This window comes from Aeromonas sp. 62-46 (assembly GCF_001898585.1).
GTDB classification, from domain to species: domain Bacteria; phylum Pseudomonadota; class Gammaproteobacteria; order Enterobacterales; family Aeromonadaceae; genus Aeromonas; species Aeromonas caviae.
This window is the reverse complement of the sequence record NZ_MKUI01000005.1, coordinates 84,315-100,911: the sequence shown is the minus strand read 5'-3', so window position 1 is coordinate 100,911 and position 16,597 is coordinate 84,315. Positions and strand designations below refer to the sequence as shown.

Here is a 16,597-nt window from a genome sequence, read left to right as displayed (position 1 = left end):
TTGAAATGAATAATCGTGATCGCCTGTTAGCCTCGACGAGCCGACGGCGGTATAAAGAGTGACACGAGCATACGCAGGGACAACCTCCATCACCATGAAGTTGATCAACACTTTTGCCACCGAACTCCCTTGGGCTTGCGAGTCCGTTGCCCCGCAGCCGCTGCATGGCCCCAGATTGCTGCATCTGAACCGTGCGCTGCTTGGTGAGCTGGGGCTCGGGGAGGTGAGCGAGGCGCAGTGGCTCGCTTGTTGCGGCCAGGGGCAGCCCCTGCCGGGCATGCAGCCGGTGGCCCAGGTCTATGCGGGCCACCAGTTCGGTGGTTACAGCCCGCGCCTCGGGGATGGCCGCGCCCTGCTGCTGGGGGAGCAGCTGGCGCCTGATGCCAGCCGCTGGGACCTGCACCTCAAAGGGGCGGGCAAGACGCCATTCTCCCGCTTCGGCGACGGCCGTGCCGTGCTGCGATCCAGCATTCGCGAGTACCTGGCTTCCGAGGCGCTGCATGCCCTCGGCATTCCCACCACCCGGGCTCTGGTGCTGCTGGGCAGTGATGAACCTGTCTACCGGGAGCAGGTGGAGAGCGGGGCGACCGTGCTGCGTACCGCGCCGAGCCATCTGCGCTTCGGTCATTTCGAGTATTTCGCCTGGAGCGGGCAGGGGGAGAAGATCCCCGCCCTCATCGACTATGCGCGGCGTTACCACTTCCCCGAGCTGGCCGATGGCGCCGAGCTGTTTGCCGAAGTAGTGCGCCGCACCGCGCGGCTCATCGCCAAGTGGCAGGCGGCGGGGTTCTGTCACGGGGTGATGAACACCGACAACATGTCCCTGCTCGGGCTGACCCTGGATTACGGCCCCTACGGTTTTATCGACGCTTATGTGCCGGACTTCGTCTGCAACCACTCGGATCCGGATGGTCGCTATGCGCTGGATCAGCAGCCTGCGGTCGGATACTGGAACCTGCAGAAGCTGGCACAGGCGCTGGCCGGCCATGTGGATGGCGACGCGCTCGCGTCGGCCCTGGCCCAGTACGAGCACCAGCTGATGTTGCACTACTCCGAGCTGATGCGCGCCAAGCTGGGGCTGGCGGTGTGGGAAGAGGAGGATCCGGCGCTGTTCCGCGAGTTGTTCCGGCTGCTGGCGGCGCACAAGGTGGATTACCACCTCTTCCTGCGACGGCTGGGGGAATTGACCGCTCAGGGTGACTGGCCCGCCAGCCTGCTGGCCCTGTTGCCCGATCCTGCCGTCTGGCAGGGGTGGCTTGAGGCCTATCGGGCACGCCTCGCCCGGGAAGGGAGCGTGGATGGTGTGCGCAAGGGGCAGATGGATGCAGTCAATCCCAAGTATGTGCTGCGCAACGCCCTGGCCCAGCAGGTGATAGAGGCGGCTGAGCGGGGCGACATGGCGCTGTTCGAGCGGCTGTTTGCGGCCCTGCAGCACCCCTATGATGACCAACCCGAATACGAGGATCTCGCCACCCCGCATCCGGGCTGGTATTGCGGGGGCGAGCTCTCGTGCAGCAGTTGAGGAGCCGCAGATGAACTGGCGTATCACGCAGACAGACAGGGAAGCCGGGGTGGTGATGCTGACCTGCCCGGGCCTTGACTGGGACAGCTTCCCGACTCTGGCAGAGGCCCTGTTGCAGGAGTGGGAGCTGGCGGCACTCGAGCGGGAGTGGGGGGCGGATCGCCACAGCTGGCTGCTGGAGTTTGAAGGCAGCCGCTTTCGGCTCGAGTACGAACATTACAGCGGCTGCTGGCTGGCGGCGGTGCAGCCGGACGACGCGGAGGCGCTGCTCTGGCTGGCTCGGCAGTCCCGGGAGTGAGCTTTGCGTGCGATGCGAGTCAATCCCTTGAGATAACCGCATAAAGATTGAACTATCAATTTTGGGGCGTATAATCTCGCCCCTTGATTATCGCCATGGTGGCGATATGGGTTCCCTAACCCCATTAACCAAAAAGGTCACAATATGAACCTGACTCCGGCTCAGTACCAGACGGCACTGATGCGTCTCTCGTTGTTCCATATCCTGATCATTGCCAGCAGCAACTACCTGGTGCAGCTGCCGATCACCATCTTTGGCTTCCACACCACCTGGGGTGCCTTCAGCTTCCCGTTCATTTTCCTGGCCACCGATCTGACGGTGCGGATCTTCGGCGCCGGCCTGGCACGCAAGATCATCCAGACCGTGATGCTGCCGGCATTGACCGTGTCCTACGTGCTCTCGGTGCTCTTCTTCGAAGGGAGCTTCCAGGGGGTGGGCAATCTGGCAGAGTTCAATCTCTTTGTTGCCCGGATCGCGTTAGCCAGCTTTATGGCCTATCTGGTGGGCCAGTTCATGGATGTGGTGGTGTTCAACCGCCTGCGCCTGCTGAAAGCCTGGTGGGTGGCACCGGCGGCCTCCACCCTGTTCGGCAATCTGGTGGATACCATCGCCTTCTTCAGCATCGCCTTCTGGCGCAGCACGGATCCCTTCATGGCCGAGCACTGGGTCGAGATCGCGACCGTGGATTACGTATTCAAGTTGCTGATAAGTCTTGGGTTGTTTGTGCCGCTTTACGGTGTGCTACTGCGCTATCTCAGCCGCAAGCTGGTGGGGGAGGCCGGATTGGCTGGCCTGCAAGCTGCTACGCGACAAGCCTGACGAGATTGACCACCCCTATGGGTGGTCAATTTTTTTGCGATCTTCGCAAATAAGGCTTGCACAGTTAAATGAGAATGATTATTGTTACCTTGTTTTCCGGGAAAGACTTCATTTGTTCCAACGTGATGGACTTCTTGTGAAGGCACGACATTGCTCACATTGCTTCCAGTTAAGGGGCCAGTAGTTTACTGGCCCTCTTTTTTTGCGTCTTTTCCGCCATCAGCGGGCATAAAAAATGGGAGCCAGGGCTCCCATTTTCACTCAGCGCTGTTTACTCGATGTCGAGGGCATCGGGGGAGAGGATCACCCCTGTGGTATCGGCATAGAGGTGGTCATCCGGCAGGAAAGTGACGCCGCCGAAGTTGACCGGCAGATCGGTTTCCCCGATATCCTTGCTGTCGGCGCCCACCGGAATGGCCGCCAGGGCCTGAATGCCGATGTCGAGATCTTCCAGGATATCGACCTCACGGACGCAACCGTAGCAGACGATCCCTTCCCACTCATTTTCCGCCGCCGTGGTGGCGATCTCGCTGTCGATCAGGGCACGACGCATGGAGCCGCCACCGTCGATCAACAGCACGCGACCAACGCCGTTCTCCTTGACCAGTTCACGGATAAGACCGTTCGATTCGAAGCATTTGACCGTGGTGATGACGCCGCCGAAAGAGGCGCGGCCGCCGAAGGAGCAGAGCATGGGTTCGAGTACATCCACCATGTCCTGATAGATGTCGCACAGTTCTGAAGTGTTGTATTCCATTGTGTCAGATCCACCGCTGGAAACAGGTGGATCCAGTATAAGGAGTGGGGTTGGCATTTCAACGACTATTCCTTGCCCAGTGGCGGGAAATGCCGTTTTTGCGTGAAAGCGGCCCCGCGTCATGGCAGGCGCCGCAGACGGTCAGCCTCGGGCCCTAGAGCAAGAACAGGGTCGCCAGCCCCAGGAAGATGAAGAAGCCGCCGGTGTCGGTGATGGCGGTGATCATCACGCTGGCCCCCACCGCCGGGTCGCGCCCCAGCCGGCTCATGGTCATGGGGATGATGACACCCATCAGGGCCGCCACCAGCAGGTTGAGGATCATGGCGAGCGTCATCACCGCGCCCAGCGCCGCATCCTGATAGAGCAGGAAGGTGGCGATGCCCATGATGCCGCCCCACACTAGGCCGTTGATCAGGGCCACCCCCAGCTCGCGCCACAGCAGGAAGGAGACGTTGCCGGTCTGGATATGCTGCAGCGCCAACGCCCGCACTATCATGGTGATCGTCTGGTTGCCGGTGTTGCCGCCGATCCCCGCGACGATGGGCATCAGGGCTGCCAGCGCCACCAGCTGGGAGATTGTGTGCTCGAACAGGCCGATTACCCGCGACGCCACGAAGGCGGTGCAGAGGTTGATGGCGAGCCAGGCCCAGCGGGTCTTGACCGCCTTGGAGACGGGGGCGAACACGTCTTCTTCCTCGCTGATCCCCCCCATGCGGCGCAGGTCGGTGTCGCTCTCCTCATAGACCAGGTCCACCACCTCGGCGACGGTGAGCCGTCCCATCAGCTTGCCCCTGGCATCCACCACGGCGGCGGAGACCAGGTCGTCCCGCTCGAAGGTGCGGGCGGCGGCCTCGTCGTTGTCTTCCGGATCGAAGGTGACCGGATCCTTCTCCATCGCGTCGCTCACCAGGGTTTCGGGCTTGTGCAGCAGCACGGCGGTGAGGGGCAGCTCCCCCTGCAGCCGGTTGCGCCGATCGGTGACGAACAGCTTGTCGGTGTTCTCGGGGATCTGGCCGCGCAGGCGCAGATAGCGCTGGACGGTGGCCAGGGTCACGTCGGGCCGCACCGTGATGAGCTCGAAGTCCATCATGGCGCCGACCGTGTGCTTGCCGTAGCGGATCACCTCCCGCACCTTGTCCCTGTCCACCGGCGCCATGGAGGTGAGCAGCCGCCCCATCAGGTTGCGGGGCAGGTGCTGGCCCAGGTAAATCTGGTCGTCGATGTCGAGGGTGCTCAGGGCGTGCAGCAGCTCCTTGTCGCTCATGCCGCTGATGAGGCTGTCCCACACCGTCTCCGACGCTTCCACCAGGATCTGGCCGTGCTTGTCTGCATCCACCTGCTGCCACAGCACGTGGCGCTCGTCCGGCGGCAGGGACTCCAGCGCATCGGCGATATCGGCGGCGGGCAGGCTGTTGACCAGCCGGGTCAGCTCGCTGGTCTGGTCCCGAAGCTCTGCGTCCTGCTCCCCTTGCGGGTCGAGCAGGCTCTCGGTGAGGGCGTCATCGGCCAGCAGCAGCGTGAGGATGCGGGCTCTGTCGTGTTCACGCTGTTTGGCGCTGTTCTTGGGGGGGAGGGACATGAAGCAGAATTCCTGAATTCGGTGATCCGGCGGACAGTCCCCATAGGATACCAGACTTAAAACAACAGGTTATGACAGTAAATGCAGAAAAAGAAACGCCACCCGAGGGTGGCGTTGGAATGGATGCAGCGATCAGGCCGAGGCCAGGGCCGCGTCTGCGGCGCCTCCTTGCCCGAACCAGGCAAGCTGGTCCGCCAGGGTCACCACCGAACCCACCATGATGAGGGCCGGACTCTCGACCCCCACCGCCAGCGCGGGCAGCTCATCGAGGGTGCCGCTAATGACCCGCTGGCAGGGCTGGGTGCCGCGCTCGATCAGCGCCACCGGAGTGTCGCCCGCCTTGCCGTGGGCCAGCAGCAGCTCGCGGATGGTGGCGCAGGAGGAGAGCCCCATGTAGAAGACCAGCGTTTGCCGATCTTTGGCCAGCAGCGGCCAGTCGAGATCCCGGGCGCCCCCCTTGCCGTGCGCGGTAACGAAGCGAACGCTCTGGGCGTGGTCGCGGTGGGTCAGTGGAATACCGGCGTAGGCGGCGCAGCCGCTGGCCGCGGTGATCCCCGGCACCACCTGAAAGCCGATGCCTGTGCCGACCAGTGTCTCCAGCTCCTCGCCGCCACGGCCGAAGATAAAGGGGTCGCCCCCCTTCAGCCGCACGACCCGCTGCCCCTTCTTGGCCTCTTCCAGCAAGAGCTGGTTGATCCCCTCCTGCGGCACGCAGTGGTTGCCCGCCTGCTTGCCGACGAAGATGCGCTTGGCGTCGCGGCGCACCAGCGCCATCACCTCGTCCGAGACCAGTCGGTCATAGACCACCACGTCGGCCTGCTGCATCTGGCGCAGGGCGTGCAGGGTGAGCAGACCCGGATCGCCGGGGCCGGCACCGACCAGCACCACCTCGCCACCGGTCTGGCTTTCGTCGGCAAACAGGCTGTCGGCCAGCTGATTGGCAGAGGCGCTATCGCCCCGTGCCAGTGCCTGCCCGAGCCGATCCGCCCCGAGCAACCGTTCCCAGAAGCGGCGCCGTTCTCCCATGCTGGCGAAGCGCGCCTTGACCCGCTCCCGCAGGCTGCCGGCGAAGGCCGCCACGGCGCCCAGATGTTGCGGCAGCAGGGCTTCCAGTTTTTCCCGCAGCAAGCGGGCCAGCACCGGCGCCTTGCCACCGGAGGAGATGGCCACCATCAGGGGCGAGCGGTCGATGATCGACGGCATGATGAAGCTGGAGCGTTTCGGGTCATCCACCAAGTTGGCAAAGATCCGCGCCTGATTGGCGCTCTGGTAGACCAGGGCATTCACCTCGCGCCGATCGGTGGCGGCCACCACCAGCCACTTGCCTGCCAGTTGCTGTGGCGCAAATTCACCGGCGAGCCACTCGATATTCCCGTTGGCAACCAGCTCCGCCAGCTCGGGGTCGAGCTCGGGCGCGACCACGGTGAGCTGGGCACCGGCATCCAGCAGCAGGCGCGCCTTGCGCTCCGCCACCTCGCCGCCGCCGACCAGCAGCACGGGTTTGTTGTCGAGTCGGCAAAAGATGGGCAAGTAGTCCATGGGGCCTCCTGATCAGGCGGTTCGGGTCTGGTTGGCGGTGCTGGTGGTTTCGCTCACCGCGACCGGGCGCTCAGCCTTGGGGGTGGCATACCAGTAGCCGAGGCCCATAAAGAGGGCGCCGGAGACGGTGTTGCCCAGGGTCACCCACAGCAGGTTGTGGCCGATGCCGCTCAGGGTGTAGGTCTCGGAGTGGGCGCCAAACCAGGAGAGGGCGAACAGGGTCATGTTGGCGATGGAGTGCTCGTAGCCGGAAGCGATAAAGGCGAGCAGGCACCACCAGATGGCGATGAAGCGGGCCGCCCCTTCGGTGCGCAGCGCCATCCAGATGGCGAGGCAGACCAGCCAGTTGCAGAGGATTCCTTTCATAAACAGGGTCAGGGCCGGAGCCTGGGTCTTGGCCAGCGCCACCTTGTGGGCCAGACTGCCCGCATCCGGCAGCAGGCTGCCGCCGTAGGAATAGATCAGCGCCACCACGACGGAGCCAATCAGGTTGCCGGCCCAGGTCTGCGGCAGGATGCGCAGCAGGTCGGCCATGGTGATCTTGCCCGCCTTCACCCCGAAGGTGAGGAACATGGTGTGGCCGGTGAACAGCTCGGAGCCGGCGATGATCACCAGGGTCAGGGCGATGCCGAAGGTGGCCCCCATCACCAGCGGCCGGATGGCGGGATCCACCAGATTGCCGAGGGTGAAGATGAGGATGATGCCGAGGCCCACATAGGCCCCCGCCATGGCCGAGCTGAGCCAGAAGCCGAGCTTGTCGCTGCGCTCGAAGCGATTGATGCGGGCCGCGTTGGCGGCGCACTTGTTGATGGTTTCGGTATACATCTTTGTTTCCTTCAAGAGGGCCGCCCGCGGGCAGCCCTGACTGTTTTTTAACCCCCTCCCTGCCTCCCCCTTGTCAAGGGGGAGGGGCTTTTTGCTCCCTCCCCTGTGAAGGGGAGGGCCGGGGTGGGGTCTGGTGTTAGACGGCGACCCAGACCTGCTGGTCGCGCACTTCAACGGGGTAGCTCTGCACCGACATCTCAGGGTTGTCGAAACAGTGGCCGTCGCTCAGGCGAAAGCGCTGCTTCTTGAGCGGGCTGGCGACCCAGAGCTCGCCGTCGTGCTCGCAGATCAGGCCCCGCGACAGCACATTGGCGGCGAAGAAGGGATCCCGGTTGTCGATGGCGAACACCTCGGCGGCCTCGCTCGGGCGGAACAGGGCGATCTGGCGACCTTCAATGAGTGCGCAGACACCGGTTCCCGGCAGGATGTCGTTGAGTTGGCAGGCAAGTTTCATCGCTTAATCTCCACCTCGAGTTGGATGGACTGGCTATCGAGCAGGGCGCAAACGTCCATGCAGCCCATCAGGATGCCGTTGAGTTGGCAGGCAAGTTTCATCATTTGGTCTCCACCTCGATCTGGTAGACGGGGATGCGCTCGGCCGGGGTCGCCGGTCGATGCTGGTCGCGTTCGCTGACGAACTGAACGTCCGGATCGCGCTTGTCGCTGTTGATGAAGTGGCTGAATCGCTTGAGTGCCTCCTCTTCGTTGAGGGTGCGCGACCATTCGCACTCGTAGCTGTCGATGAGGGTCTGGATATCGCGCTCCAGCGTCTCGGCCAGCCCCAGCTTGTCGTCGACGATCACCTCGCGCAGGTAGTCGACGCCCCCTTCCAGATTGCCGAGCCAGACCGAGGTGCGCTGCAGTTTGTCGGCGCTGGTGACGTAGAACATCATAAAGCGGTCGATCAGCTTGATGAGGGTCTCGCGGTCGAGGTCAGAAGCCAGCAGGTCGGCGTGGCGCGGCTTCATGCCGCCGTTGCCACCCACATAGAGGTTCCAGCCCGCGTCGGTGGCGATGATGCCGACATCCTTGCCCTGCGCTTCCGCACACTCGCGGGTACAGCCGGAGACGCCGAACTTCATCTTGTGGGGGGTGCGAATGCCCTTGTAGCGGTTCTCGAGGAAGACCCCAAGGCCGACGCTGTCCTGTACGCCGAAGCGGCACCAGGTGCTGCCGACGCAGGTCTTGGCCATGCGCAGTGCCTTGGCGTAGGCCTGACCGGTCTCGAATCCGGCCGCCAGCAGCTTGCGCCAGATGGCGGGCAGATCATCCTTCTGGGCCCCGAACAGACCGATGCGCTGGGCGCCGGTGATCTTGGTGTAGAGCTGGTAGTCGCGGGCCACTTCGGCCACCGCCAGCAGCCCTTCCGGGGTCACTTCGCCGCCGGCCATGCGCGGGATGACGGAGTAGCTGCCGTCTTTTTGCATGTTGCCGAGGAAGATGTCGTTGGTGTCCTGCAACGGGATGTTGCGCGGGCTCAGCACATGCTCGTTCCAGCAGGAGGCGAGGATGGAGCCGACGGTCGGTTTGCACACCTCGCAGCCATAGCCCTGACCGTGCTTGGCCAGCAGCTCGTCGAAGCTCTTGATCCCCTCCACCTTGACCAGATGGAACAGCTCTTGACGGGAGTGGGGGAAGTGGGCGCAGAGGTGGTTGTTGACCTCGATGCCCTGCTTCACCAGTTCGGCGTTGAGCACCTGACTGATGAGCGGCACGCAGCCGCCGCAGCCGGTACCGGCCTTGGTGTGCTGCTTGATGGCGGCCAGCGTGGTGTGACCTTCGGCCACCGCCTTGGCGATGTCGCCCTTGGAGACGTCGAAGCAGGAGCAGATCTGGGCGCTCTCCGGCAGGGCATCCACCCCCAGCGTCGGCTTGGCACCTGCGTAGGCAGGCAGGATCAGGGTGTCCGGGTGGCTCGGCAGCGGCAGGGCATTGAGCATCATCTGCAGCAGGTTGCCGTAATCTTCCACGTCACCCACCAGCACGGCGCCGAGCAATCGGCTGTTGTCCTCGCTCACCACGATCTTCTTGTAGACGCCGGCCTGATCGTCCTGGAACACATAGCTGTGGCTGCCCGGGGTGCGGCCGTGAGCATCGCCGATGGAGCCGACGGAGACGCCGAGCAGCTTGAGCTTGGCGCTCATGTCTGCCCCCTCAAAACGGCTGTCGCCGCCGAGCAGGTGGTCGACGGTGATCTGGGCCATCTTGTAGCCCGGTGCCACCAGCCCGAAGAAGCGGCCCTGCCAGGCGGCGCACTCGCCGATGGCATAGATGTCGGGGTCTGAGGTGAGGCAGTGATCGTCGATGACGATGCCGCCGCGCTCGGCGATGGCGAGATCACCGTAACGGCCGAGGGTATCTTGCGGGCGAATGCCGGTGGAGAAGACCACCACGTCCACTTCCAGCTGGCTGCCATCGGCAAAGGCGAGGCGGTGTTTCGCCTGCTCACCGCCATGCATCAGGATCTCGCTGGTGCTCTTGCTGGTGTGTACCTGCACGCCCATGGATTCAATCTTGCGGCGCAGCAGCTGGCCGCCCTGACCGTCGAGCTGCTCGGCCATCAGCACAGGAGCAAACTCCACCACGTGGGTCTCGAGACCCAGCGCCTTGAGGGCACCGGCGGCTTCGAGGCCAAGCAGACCGCCCCCGATCACCACCCCGCTCTTGCCGCTCTTGGCGGCGCTGCGGATGGCTTTCAGATCCTCGATGGTGCGATAGACGAAGCACTCGTGGTGCTGGCTGCCCTGGATGGGCGGCACCCAGGGGTAGGAGCCGGTGGCCAGCACCAGCTTGTCGTACCCGACCACAGTGCCCTTGTTGGAGTGCACTTCGCGGTTGGCCCTGTCGATTTTTTTCACCGCTTCGCCGAGCAGCAGGCGGATGCCGTGCTTGTCGTAGAAGCCGGGTTTGACGAGGGAGAGATCTTCGCTGGTGTGATGGGAGAAATAGGAGGAGAGATGGACGCGATCGTAGGCGGGACGGGGTTCTGCACCGAAGACGGTGATCTCGTAGCGGCCCGGATCGGCCCGCTCGATCAGCTCTTCAATGAAGCGGTGCCCCACCATGCCGTTGCCCACAACGACCAGTCTGACTTTGCTCATAGTTGCCTCAAGTTTGGAGTAATAAAACATCATTCTGGGGCTAGGCTACCCAGTCGGCAGGGGTGGGCGATTGATGCAAATCAAGTGTCTATTTATATATCTCCTCAGGGGTAATTCGAGAAAATTCAACACCATACAAAAATAGGTATACCAGTTAATGATTTCTGGGCTGGCTCGGGGTGAGGGATGGTGGAGGGAAAGCTCGGTTTACCAACTGCCGGGGAGTGAAAACTTATGTCGGAAAAAGGCCGGTCTCGCACTGGGCGAGACCGGCATCAGCTGAACAAGGTGGCGCGTCAGGCGATATGGCGGCGGAACATGGCGAGCGCCAGCGACAGGGTGACGCCGGCGATGGCGAGCAGCGGCCAGAGCAGGGGCCAGGCGGCCGACCAGTCGAACCCCTTGAGGAAGACCCCCTTGAGCAGCACGATGAAGTGGGTGAGGGGGTCGATGGCCGCCAGCCACTGGAACACCTGGGGCATGTTCTCCACCGGCGAGATGTAGCCCGAGAGGATCACCGCCGGGACGGTGAAGGAGAAGACCCCGAGAAAGGCCTGCTGCTGGGTCGAGCAGAACGACGAGATGAAGAGCCCGATCCCGGCCAGTGCCAGCCCGTAGCAGACCATGCCCGCCATCAGCAGGCTGAGGCTGCCGGCAAAGGGGAGGTTGAAGACAAAACGGGCGGCCAGCGCGACTATGCACCCTTGTCCCACCGCCACCATGATGCCGGGCACCGCCTTGCCCGCCATGATCCAGCCTGCGGTGAGGGGCGAGACCAGCAGCTGATCGAAGGTGCCCTCCTCCCGCTCCCGCGCCACCGAGAGGGCGGTGACGATCAGACAGCCGGTGGTGGTGATGATGGCCACCAGTGCCGGCAGGATATGCCAGTGGAACTCGACGTTGGGATTGTAGAGGTTGCGTACCGCCAGCTCGGGTTGCCCCTTGCCCTCACCTTGCCAGCGGGCGATCACCTGACTGATGTAGCCCGCCGCCACCTGACCGCCATTGGAGCGGCGTCCGTCGATGATCAGCTGCACCCTGGCCGGTTCGCCCCGCGCCAGCCGGCGCGAAAAATCCCCCGGAATAATCAGCCCGAGCAGCGCCTGTTGCCCGGTGATGGCCTCGGTCATGCCTGCCTCACCTTGCACCGGGATGATGGTGGTAAAGGCGGGCATATGGGTGAGGCGCTCCAGCAGCTCGCGGCTCTGGGCACCGCCATCCTGGTTGTAGATGGCCAGCGTGTTGCCGGTCACCTCCAGAGTGGCGGCGAACGGGAAGAGGGCGGTTTGCAGCAGCACCGGCATGATGAGCAGAAAGCGCCCCTGAGTATTGCCCATCAGGGCCTGCAGCTCTTTTCGGATCAGCCACCAGAGTCGGATCAGCATGGGTTACTCCAGAGTGCGCCGCGTCTTGCGGGCGGTCAGGGCTAGCCAGAAACCCGCCAGCAGCAGCAGACAGAAACCATTGACCAGCAGGATCGAGAAGACGCTGCCCGCCTGATAGAGGGTCTGCAAGGAGCTCGCGAAGTAGCGGGCCGGAATGAGGTGGGTGATGGCCCGAAGCCAAGGCGGCATGCTGGCGATCTCGAACACGAAGCCCGACAGCATCACGGCGGGCAGAAAGGCTGCGATCAGCGCTGCCTGTGCGGCGTTGAACTGGCTGCGCATCACGGTGGAGAGGAACAGCCCGAGCCCGAGGGCGCTGCCGAGAAAGACGCTGGTGACCAGAAAGAGCAGCAGCAGGGAGCCGCGCCATGGCACGCCCATCACCGCCACCGAGAAGAGCAGGCAGAGCAGCATGGCAATGATGCCAAGGCCATAGTAGGGCAGCAGTTTGGAGAGCAGCAGCTCCCCCTTGGTGACCGGGGTGGCGAGCAGCGCCTCCATGGTGCCGCGCTCCCACTCCCGCGCCACCACCAGCGAGGTGAGCAGGGCCCCGATGATGGTCATCACCACCGCAATGGAGCCCGGCACCAGAAAGTTGCGGCTCACCAGCGCCGGGTTGAACCAGGCGCGGCTCTCTATCGACACCGGCATGGCAACCCCTTCGCCCGCGAGCCACCCCTGCCAGATCCCCTGCACATAGTTGGTGACGAAGTTGGCGGTGTTGGGCTCGGAGCCATCGGTCAGCAGCAGCGCCTGCGGCGTGCCATTGCCCTGACCGGCCAGCGCGCGGGAGAAACCGTCGTCGATCACCAGCAGGCCGCGGATCTCGCCGCGGGCCAGACTGGCGAGCAGGGACTCCTTGCTCGGCCCGCTGTGGATCTCCAGCGCGGTAGAGCCGCGCAGGGCCTGCTCCAGCCGCACCGCCGGGGTGCCGCTGTCGGTACGCCAGATGCCGAGGCGCAGATGGTCCACATCCAGATTGATGGCGTAACCCATCACCACCAGCAGCACCACCGGCATGATGAAGGCGATGAGGATGCTGCTCGGGTCACGGACGATTTGCAGCGTCTCCTTGCGGCAGAGGGCCATCAGTCGCCGACGGTTGATGCTCATGCGTCCTCCTCGCTGGCCCGCTCGACCAGGGTGATAAAGGCCTCTTCCATTGTTGGCAAAGAACAGGTCGGCAAGGAACCGGTTGGCAGAGAAGTCGCCGCCTCTTTGGTGGCCAGCCCCTTGAGATCGTCCGGGGTGCCGAGGGCCAGCAGCTTGCCGCGATAGATGAGGGCGATGCGGTCGCAATACTCCGCCTCATCCATAAAGTGGGTGGTGACCAGCACGGTGACGCCGTGGTCGGCCAGCGCGTTGATGTGCGACCAGAACTCGCGCCGGGTTACCGGATCGACCCCGGAGGTGGGCTCGTCGAGAAACAGCAGCGGCGGCTCGTGCAGCAGGGCGCAGGCGAGCGACAAGCGCTGGCGCAGGCCGAGCGGCAGGGATTCCGCCTTCTGATTGAGCCAGGGGGCGAGGGCAAAGGCAGTCACCATGGCATCGATCCGCGTCTGCTGGTGGCGGCCGAACAGGCCGTAGATACCGGCGAAGAAGGAGAGGTTCTGCGCCACGGTGAGCTGCTTGTAGAGGGAGAACTTCTGCGCCATGTAGCCGAGACGCTGGCGCGCTGCCGAGGGGCTGTGAGCCAGATCGATGCCGGTCACCAACGCCTGCCCCTCGCTCGGGCGCAGCAGGCCGCACTCCATCTTGAAGGTGGTGGACTTGCCCGCCCCGTTGGGGCCGAGCAGGCCGAAGATCTCGCCGCGGCGCACCGCAAAGCTGACATCATCGGTGGCGGCAAAATCGCCGAAGCGCTTGGTGAGGTGGCGCGCCTCGATCACTGCCTCGGGGGAGAGCCCCTGCGGCAGTTCCGCTTCCCGCATCCCCGCCGCCAGACTCGACTCCCCGCCGGGGCCGCCGCCGAGCAGGTCGATAAAGGCATCCTCCAGCCGGGGCTGGGCCGGATGAAAGGCGCCGTTGGCGAGATGCAGCTCCGCCAGCGGTGGGGGCGTCATGCCCGGGTGCAGCAGCAGGCGAACTCGCTCCCCCGCCACCGCGCCATCCATCACCGCCGGGTGAGCCAGTGCCCGGCGCAGCAGGGCGCGCCGCTCGCGGCCATCCAGTTGCCCCGCCTCCAGCAGCCAGCAGCGGCTGGCCATGGCCCCCATCAGATCGGCCGGCGTGCCGCTGGTGCGCACTTCGCCATCTGCCATCAGCAGCACGTGGTCGCACAGCTCCGCCTCATCGAGATAGGCGGTGCTCCAGAGCACCGTCATCCCCCCCTTGGCCAGCTCCCGCACCATCTGCCAGAGGGCGCGGCGAGAGATGGGATCGACCCCGACCCCCGGTTCGTCGAGCAGCAGCACATCCGGGGTGCCGAGCAGGGCGCAGGCCAGCCCGAGTTTCTGCTTCATCCCGCCAGAGAGCTTGCCTGCCGGTCGTGCGATGAAGCGGGCGAGATCGGTGAAGGCGAGCAGCCGCGCGAAGGTGGGCGTGCGTTCGGGCTCCAGTACGCCGCGCAAGTCAGCGTAGAGGGTGAGGTTCTCCAGCACGCTGAGATCCTCGTAGAGGCCGAACTGCTGGGGCATGTAGCCGAGGCGCTGGCGCAGCAGATCCCCCTCGCTCACTGGATCCAGCCCCAGCATCCGGATGGTGCCCGCTTCGGGGATCAGCAGACCGGCCAGCAGGCGCAGCAAAGTGCTCTTGCCCGCGCCGTCGGGGCCGACCAGCCCGGTGATGCCGCCAGCCGGAATGGTGGCGGAGATGGCGTTGAGGGCGACCCGCTCGCCAAAGCGTTTGGTGAGCCCCTCAAGGGAGATGGCGCAGCTCATGGGGCCAGCCTGACGGTGACCGGCATCCCCTGGCGCAGGGCCGGGTCGGGATCCTGCACCACGATGCGCAGCCGGTAGACGAGGTGGGTGCGCAGGTCCGGCGTCTCCACCGATTTCGGGGTGAACTCGGCGGTCGGCGAGACAAAGCCCACCACCCCGTGATAGGGCTGATCAGGCCGCGAGTCGGTGGTGAGGGTCACTTTGGCGCCGCTCGGGAAGTGGCCGAGCCAGGGCTCCTCCACATAGGCGCGCACCCAGACCGGCGCGGTCAGGGAGAGGTTGAAGGCGGTCGCTCCGCTCTGCACCATGCTGCCGTTCTCGATGGCGCGACTGATGATGATGCCATCGCTGGGGGCGGTCAGGTTGGCATCCGCCAGCGCCAGTTCGGCACTGGCGAGCGCCGCTTTGGCCCCTTCCAGCTGGGCATCGGACTGGGCGATTTCCTCCGGGCGGTAGCCGGTTTCGAGCTGGGCGAGCTGTTCGCGTGCCGAGCGTACCTGCGCCTGGGTCTGATCCCGCTGGGAGCGGGCAGTATCGAGCTGACCGCGGGAGATGGCGCCGGTGGCCGCCAATGCGCTCTGGCGGCGCCACTGCTGGTCTGCCTCCAGCGCAGCGGCTTCGGCGGCGGCCAGTGCGGCCCGGGCGCGGTCGGTCTCTTCGCTGCGATAGCCTTTGTGGATCAAGGCGTTGGCGGCAGTGAGCGCCGCCAGATTGGCGCGGGCGCTGTCGCGGCTGTGGGTGAGGGGAGCCGGATCGAGGCGGGCCAGCAGTTGACCGGCTTTTACCCTATCCCCCTCATCGACCAGTACCTGATCGACGCGGCCGCCGACCCGAAAGGCCAGATTGACGTCGCGAATGTCGACGTTGCCGTAGAGGATGGAGCCGTCGGCGGGGCGCCCCTGCCACCAGAGGTAGCCACCGATAACGGTCAGCAGCAGGGCTACGATTGCAATGCGTTGTTTCATGCTGCTTCTCCTTGAGGATGGCTCTGCCACCAGAGGTCACCACCGAAAACGGCCAGCAGCAGAGCTAGCATCGCGATGGGTTGTTTCATGCCGTTTCTCCTTCCTTGATGCCGGTGGGGCGCAGGCCGCGCAGGGCCCATACCAGTCGCTGCCTGGCGGCCTCGGGGTTGTCTATCTGGCTGAGAAAGGGGGCGGCCTGTTCGGGCAGCCAGCCAAGCTGGCGACCGCTGCCGGCGATCACCAGCGGCAGGCCGACCGACCCCATGATGAAGATCATCAGCTGGAGCGGGTGACCCGCGACCAGCGACCCTTCCGCCTGTGCCATCCGTACCTGCTCGATCAGCAGCAGGGGATGACGGCGCGGCAGGCTGAGCAGAAAGCGCTGGGCCGCCCCTTCACCTGCCAGCGCATCGCCAAACAGGTGGTTGATAAAGCCGCGCTGGCGCGCCACCAGCCCGATCAGCGCCTCCATGGTCGCCTCGAACATGGCGATGGCAGAGGAGTAGGAGCCTTTGGCTGCCACCGCCTTGAGCTCGTCATAGAGGGGGGCGTACCAGAGCTCCACCAACTCGTCGATAAAGGCGTCGCGGTTGCCGAAGTGGTAGACGAAGGAGCCGAGGTTCACCTCGGCCGCCGCCGCCAGCTCGCGCACCGTCAGGCCGCGCAGCCCTTTCTCGGTGGCGATGGCGAGGCCGGTATCGAGCAGTTTCTGACGGGTGGGGTGCATCTGGCTGGCGCTCCTGGTGTATGCATTTTGTACGCAATTATACGACCGTATAAAAAATGCGGAAGCGGGCAGCAGGATCTTTTTGCCCGCAATGTGATCCGCCCCGCTCTGAGGGGCCGTGATCCCCGTCCGGCAGGGGGAAGGATCCACCACTTGTGCCCAAGCCACAGGCATGTCGGTGTGACGGGGTGGTGACAGGCG

14 protein-coding genes are annotated in these 16,597 nt (G+C 64.6%); 3 read left to right on the top strand and 11 right to left on the bottom strand.

The features are described from left to right. The first annotated feature begins 94 nt into the window (after window positions 1–94). The 3 genes from BGO64_RS02345 to BGO64_RS02335 all read left to right on the top strand — a co-directional run bounded on the left by BGO64_RS02345 (window position 95) and on the right by BGO64_RS02335 (window position 2,639). Window positions 95–1,522 carry a protein adenylyltransferase SelO gene (locus tag BGO64_RS02345; protein ID WP_286700101.1) on the top strand — a complete coding sequence of 476 codons (1,428 nt, stop codon included), beginning with the start codon at window positions 95–97 and terminating at the stop codon, window positions 1,520–1,522. Between the two features lie 10 nt (window positions 1,523–1,532). Beyond that, a complete protein-coding gene (locus tag BGO64_RS02340) occupies window positions 1,533–1,820 on the top strand; it encodes a DUF3630 family protein (RefSeq protein ID WP_041211964.1) in 288 nt (95 codons plus the stop codon). Window positions 1,821–1,964: 144 nt separating this feature from the next. Next, complete coding sequence (locus BGO64_RS02335; RefSeq protein ID WP_010676046.1) at window positions 1,965–2,639, top strand: 7-cyano-7-deazaguanine/7-aminomethyl-7-deazaguanine transporter; 675 nt, start codon at window positions 1,965–1,967, stop codon at window positions 2,637–2,639. A gap of 271 nt (window positions 2,640–2,910) precedes the next feature. Here the strand turns inward: BGO64_RS02335 and rraA are convergent, their stop codons facing one another. The 11 genes from rraA to BGO64_RS02280 form a co-directional block, all read right to left on the bottom strand. Next, entirely contained in the window at window positions 2,911–3,396 is a 486-nt protein-coding gene (gene rraA / locus BGO64_RS02330; protein WP_010676045.1) for a ribonuclease E activity regulator RraA, read from the bottom strand. Window positions 3,397–3,550: 154 nt separating this feature from the next. Continuing rightward, on the bottom strand, window positions 3,551–4,975 hold the full coding sequence (mgtE, locus tag BGO64_RS02325; RefSeq protein ID WP_201933622.1) for a magnesium transporter: 1,425 nt from the start codon (window positions 4,973–4,975) through the stop codon (window positions 3,551–3,553). A 132-nt stretch (window positions 4,976–5,107) separates the two neighbouring features. Then, window positions 5,108–6,514 (bottom strand): siroheme synthase CysG, encoded by a 1,407-nt coding sequence (cysG, locus tag BGO64_RS02320; protein WP_286700100.1) that lies wholly within the window; start codon window positions 6,512–6,514, stop codon window positions 5,108–5,110. 12 nt (window positions 6,515–6,526) lie between these two features. Then, a complete protein-coding gene (gene nirC, locus BGO64_RS02315; RefSeq protein WP_214003324.1) occupies window positions 6,527–7,339 on the bottom strand; it encodes a nitrite transporter NirC in 813 nt (270 codons plus the stop codon). A 136-nt stretch (window positions 7,340–7,475) separates the two neighbouring features. Then, entirely contained in the window at window positions 7,476–7,793 is a 318-nt protein-coding gene (nirD, locus tag BGO64_RS02310; RefSeq protein WP_286700099.1) for a nitrite reductase small subunit NirD, read from the bottom strand. Window positions 7,794–7,893: 100 nt separating this feature from the next. Continuing rightward, window positions 7,894–10,440, bottom strand: coding sequence for a nitrite reductase large subunit NirB (gene nirB / locus BGO64_RS02305; protein WP_286700098.1), 2,547 nt, complete (start codon window positions 10,438–10,440; stop codon window positions 7,894–7,896). Window positions 10,441–10,736: 296 nt separating this feature from the next. Next, on the bottom strand, window positions 10,737–11,825 hold the full coding sequence (locus BGO64_RS02300; RefSeq protein WP_139736520.1) for an ABC transporter permease: 1,089 nt from the start codon (window positions 11,823–11,825) through the stop codon (window positions 10,737–10,739). 3 nt (window positions 11,826–11,828) lie between these two features. Further along, entirely contained in the window at window positions 11,829–12,938 is a 1,110-nt protein-coding gene (locus tag BGO64_RS02295; RefSeq protein ID WP_286700097.1) for an ABC transporter permease, read from the bottom strand. Beyond that, window positions 12,935–14,704, bottom strand: coding sequence for an ATP-binding cassette domain-containing protein (locus BGO64_RS02290; RefSeq protein WP_286700096.1), 1,770 nt, complete (start codon window positions 14,702–14,704; stop codon window positions 12,935–12,937). Before BGO64_RS02290 ends, BGO64_RS02295 begins: the two co-directional genes overlap by 4 nt. Beyond that, window positions 14,701–15,669, bottom strand: a complete 969-nt coding sequence (gene hlyD / locus BGO64_RS02285; protein ID WP_029304940.1) for a secretion protein HlyD — start codon at window positions 15,667–15,669, stop codon at window positions 14,701–14,703. Before hlyD ends, BGO64_RS02290 begins: the two co-directional genes overlap by 4 nt. Before the next feature lie 85 nt (window positions 15,670–15,754). Then, window positions 15,755–16,396, bottom strand: coding sequence for a TetR/AcrR family transcriptional regulator (locus BGO64_RS02280; RefSeq protein WP_270830165.1), 642 nt, complete (start codon window positions 16,394–16,396; stop codon window positions 15,755–15,757). Window positions 16,397–16,597 lie beyond the last annotated feature (201 nt).

Coding starts and splice junctions, on each gene's coding strand:
- nirD (WP_286700099.1), bottom strand. CDS start 7,793: ATGAAACTTGCCTGCCAACTCAACGACATCCTGCCGGGAACCGGTGTC.
- BGO64_RS02290 (WP_286700096.1), bottom strand. CDS start 14,704: ATGAGCTGCGCCATCTCCCTTGAGGGGCTCACCAAACGCTTTGGCGAG.
- BGO64_RS02340 (WP_041211964.1), top strand. CDS start 1,533: ATGAACTGGCGTATCACGCAGACAGACAGGGAAGCCGGGGTGGTGATG.
- hlyD (WP_029304940.1), bottom strand. CDS start 15,669: ATGAAACAACGCATTGCAATCGTAGCCCTGCTGCTGACCGTTATCGGT.
- nirB (WP_286700098.1), bottom strand. CDS start 10,440: ATGAGCAAAGTCAGACTGGTCGTTGTGGGCAACGGCATGGTGGGGCAC.
- rraA (WP_010676045.1), bottom strand. CDS start 3,396: ATGGAATACAACACTTCAGAACTGTGCGACATCTATCAGGACATGGTG.
- cysG (WP_286700100.1), bottom strand. CDS start 6,514: ATGGACTACTTGCCCATCTTTTGCCGACTCGACAACAAACCCGTGCTG.
- BGO64_RS02295 (WP_286700097.1), bottom strand. CDS start 12,938: ATGAGCATCAACCGTCGGCGACTGATGGCCCTCTGCCGCAAGGAGACG.
- BGO64_RS02335 (WP_010676046.1), top strand. CDS start 1,965: ATGAACCTGACTCCGGCTCAGTACCAGACGGCACTGATGCGTCTCTCG.
- mgtE (WP_201933622.1), bottom strand. CDS start 4,975: ATGTCCCTCCCCCCCAAGAACAGCGCCAAACAGCGTGAACACGACAGA.
- BGO64_RS02280 (WP_270830165.1), bottom strand. CDS start 16,396: ATGCACCCCACCCGTCAGAAACTGCTCGATACCGGCCTCGCCATCGCC.
- BGO64_RS02345 (WP_286700101.1), top strand. CDS start 95: ATGAAGTTGATCAACACTTTTGCCACCGAACTCCCTTGGGCTTGCGAG.
- nirC (WP_214003324.1), bottom strand. CDS start 7,339: ATGTATACCGAAACCATCAACAAGTGCGCCGCCAACGCGGCCCGCATC.
- BGO64_RS02300 (WP_139736520.1), bottom strand. CDS start 11,825: ATGCTGATCCGACTCTGGTGGCTGATCCGAAAAGAGCTGCAGGCCCTG.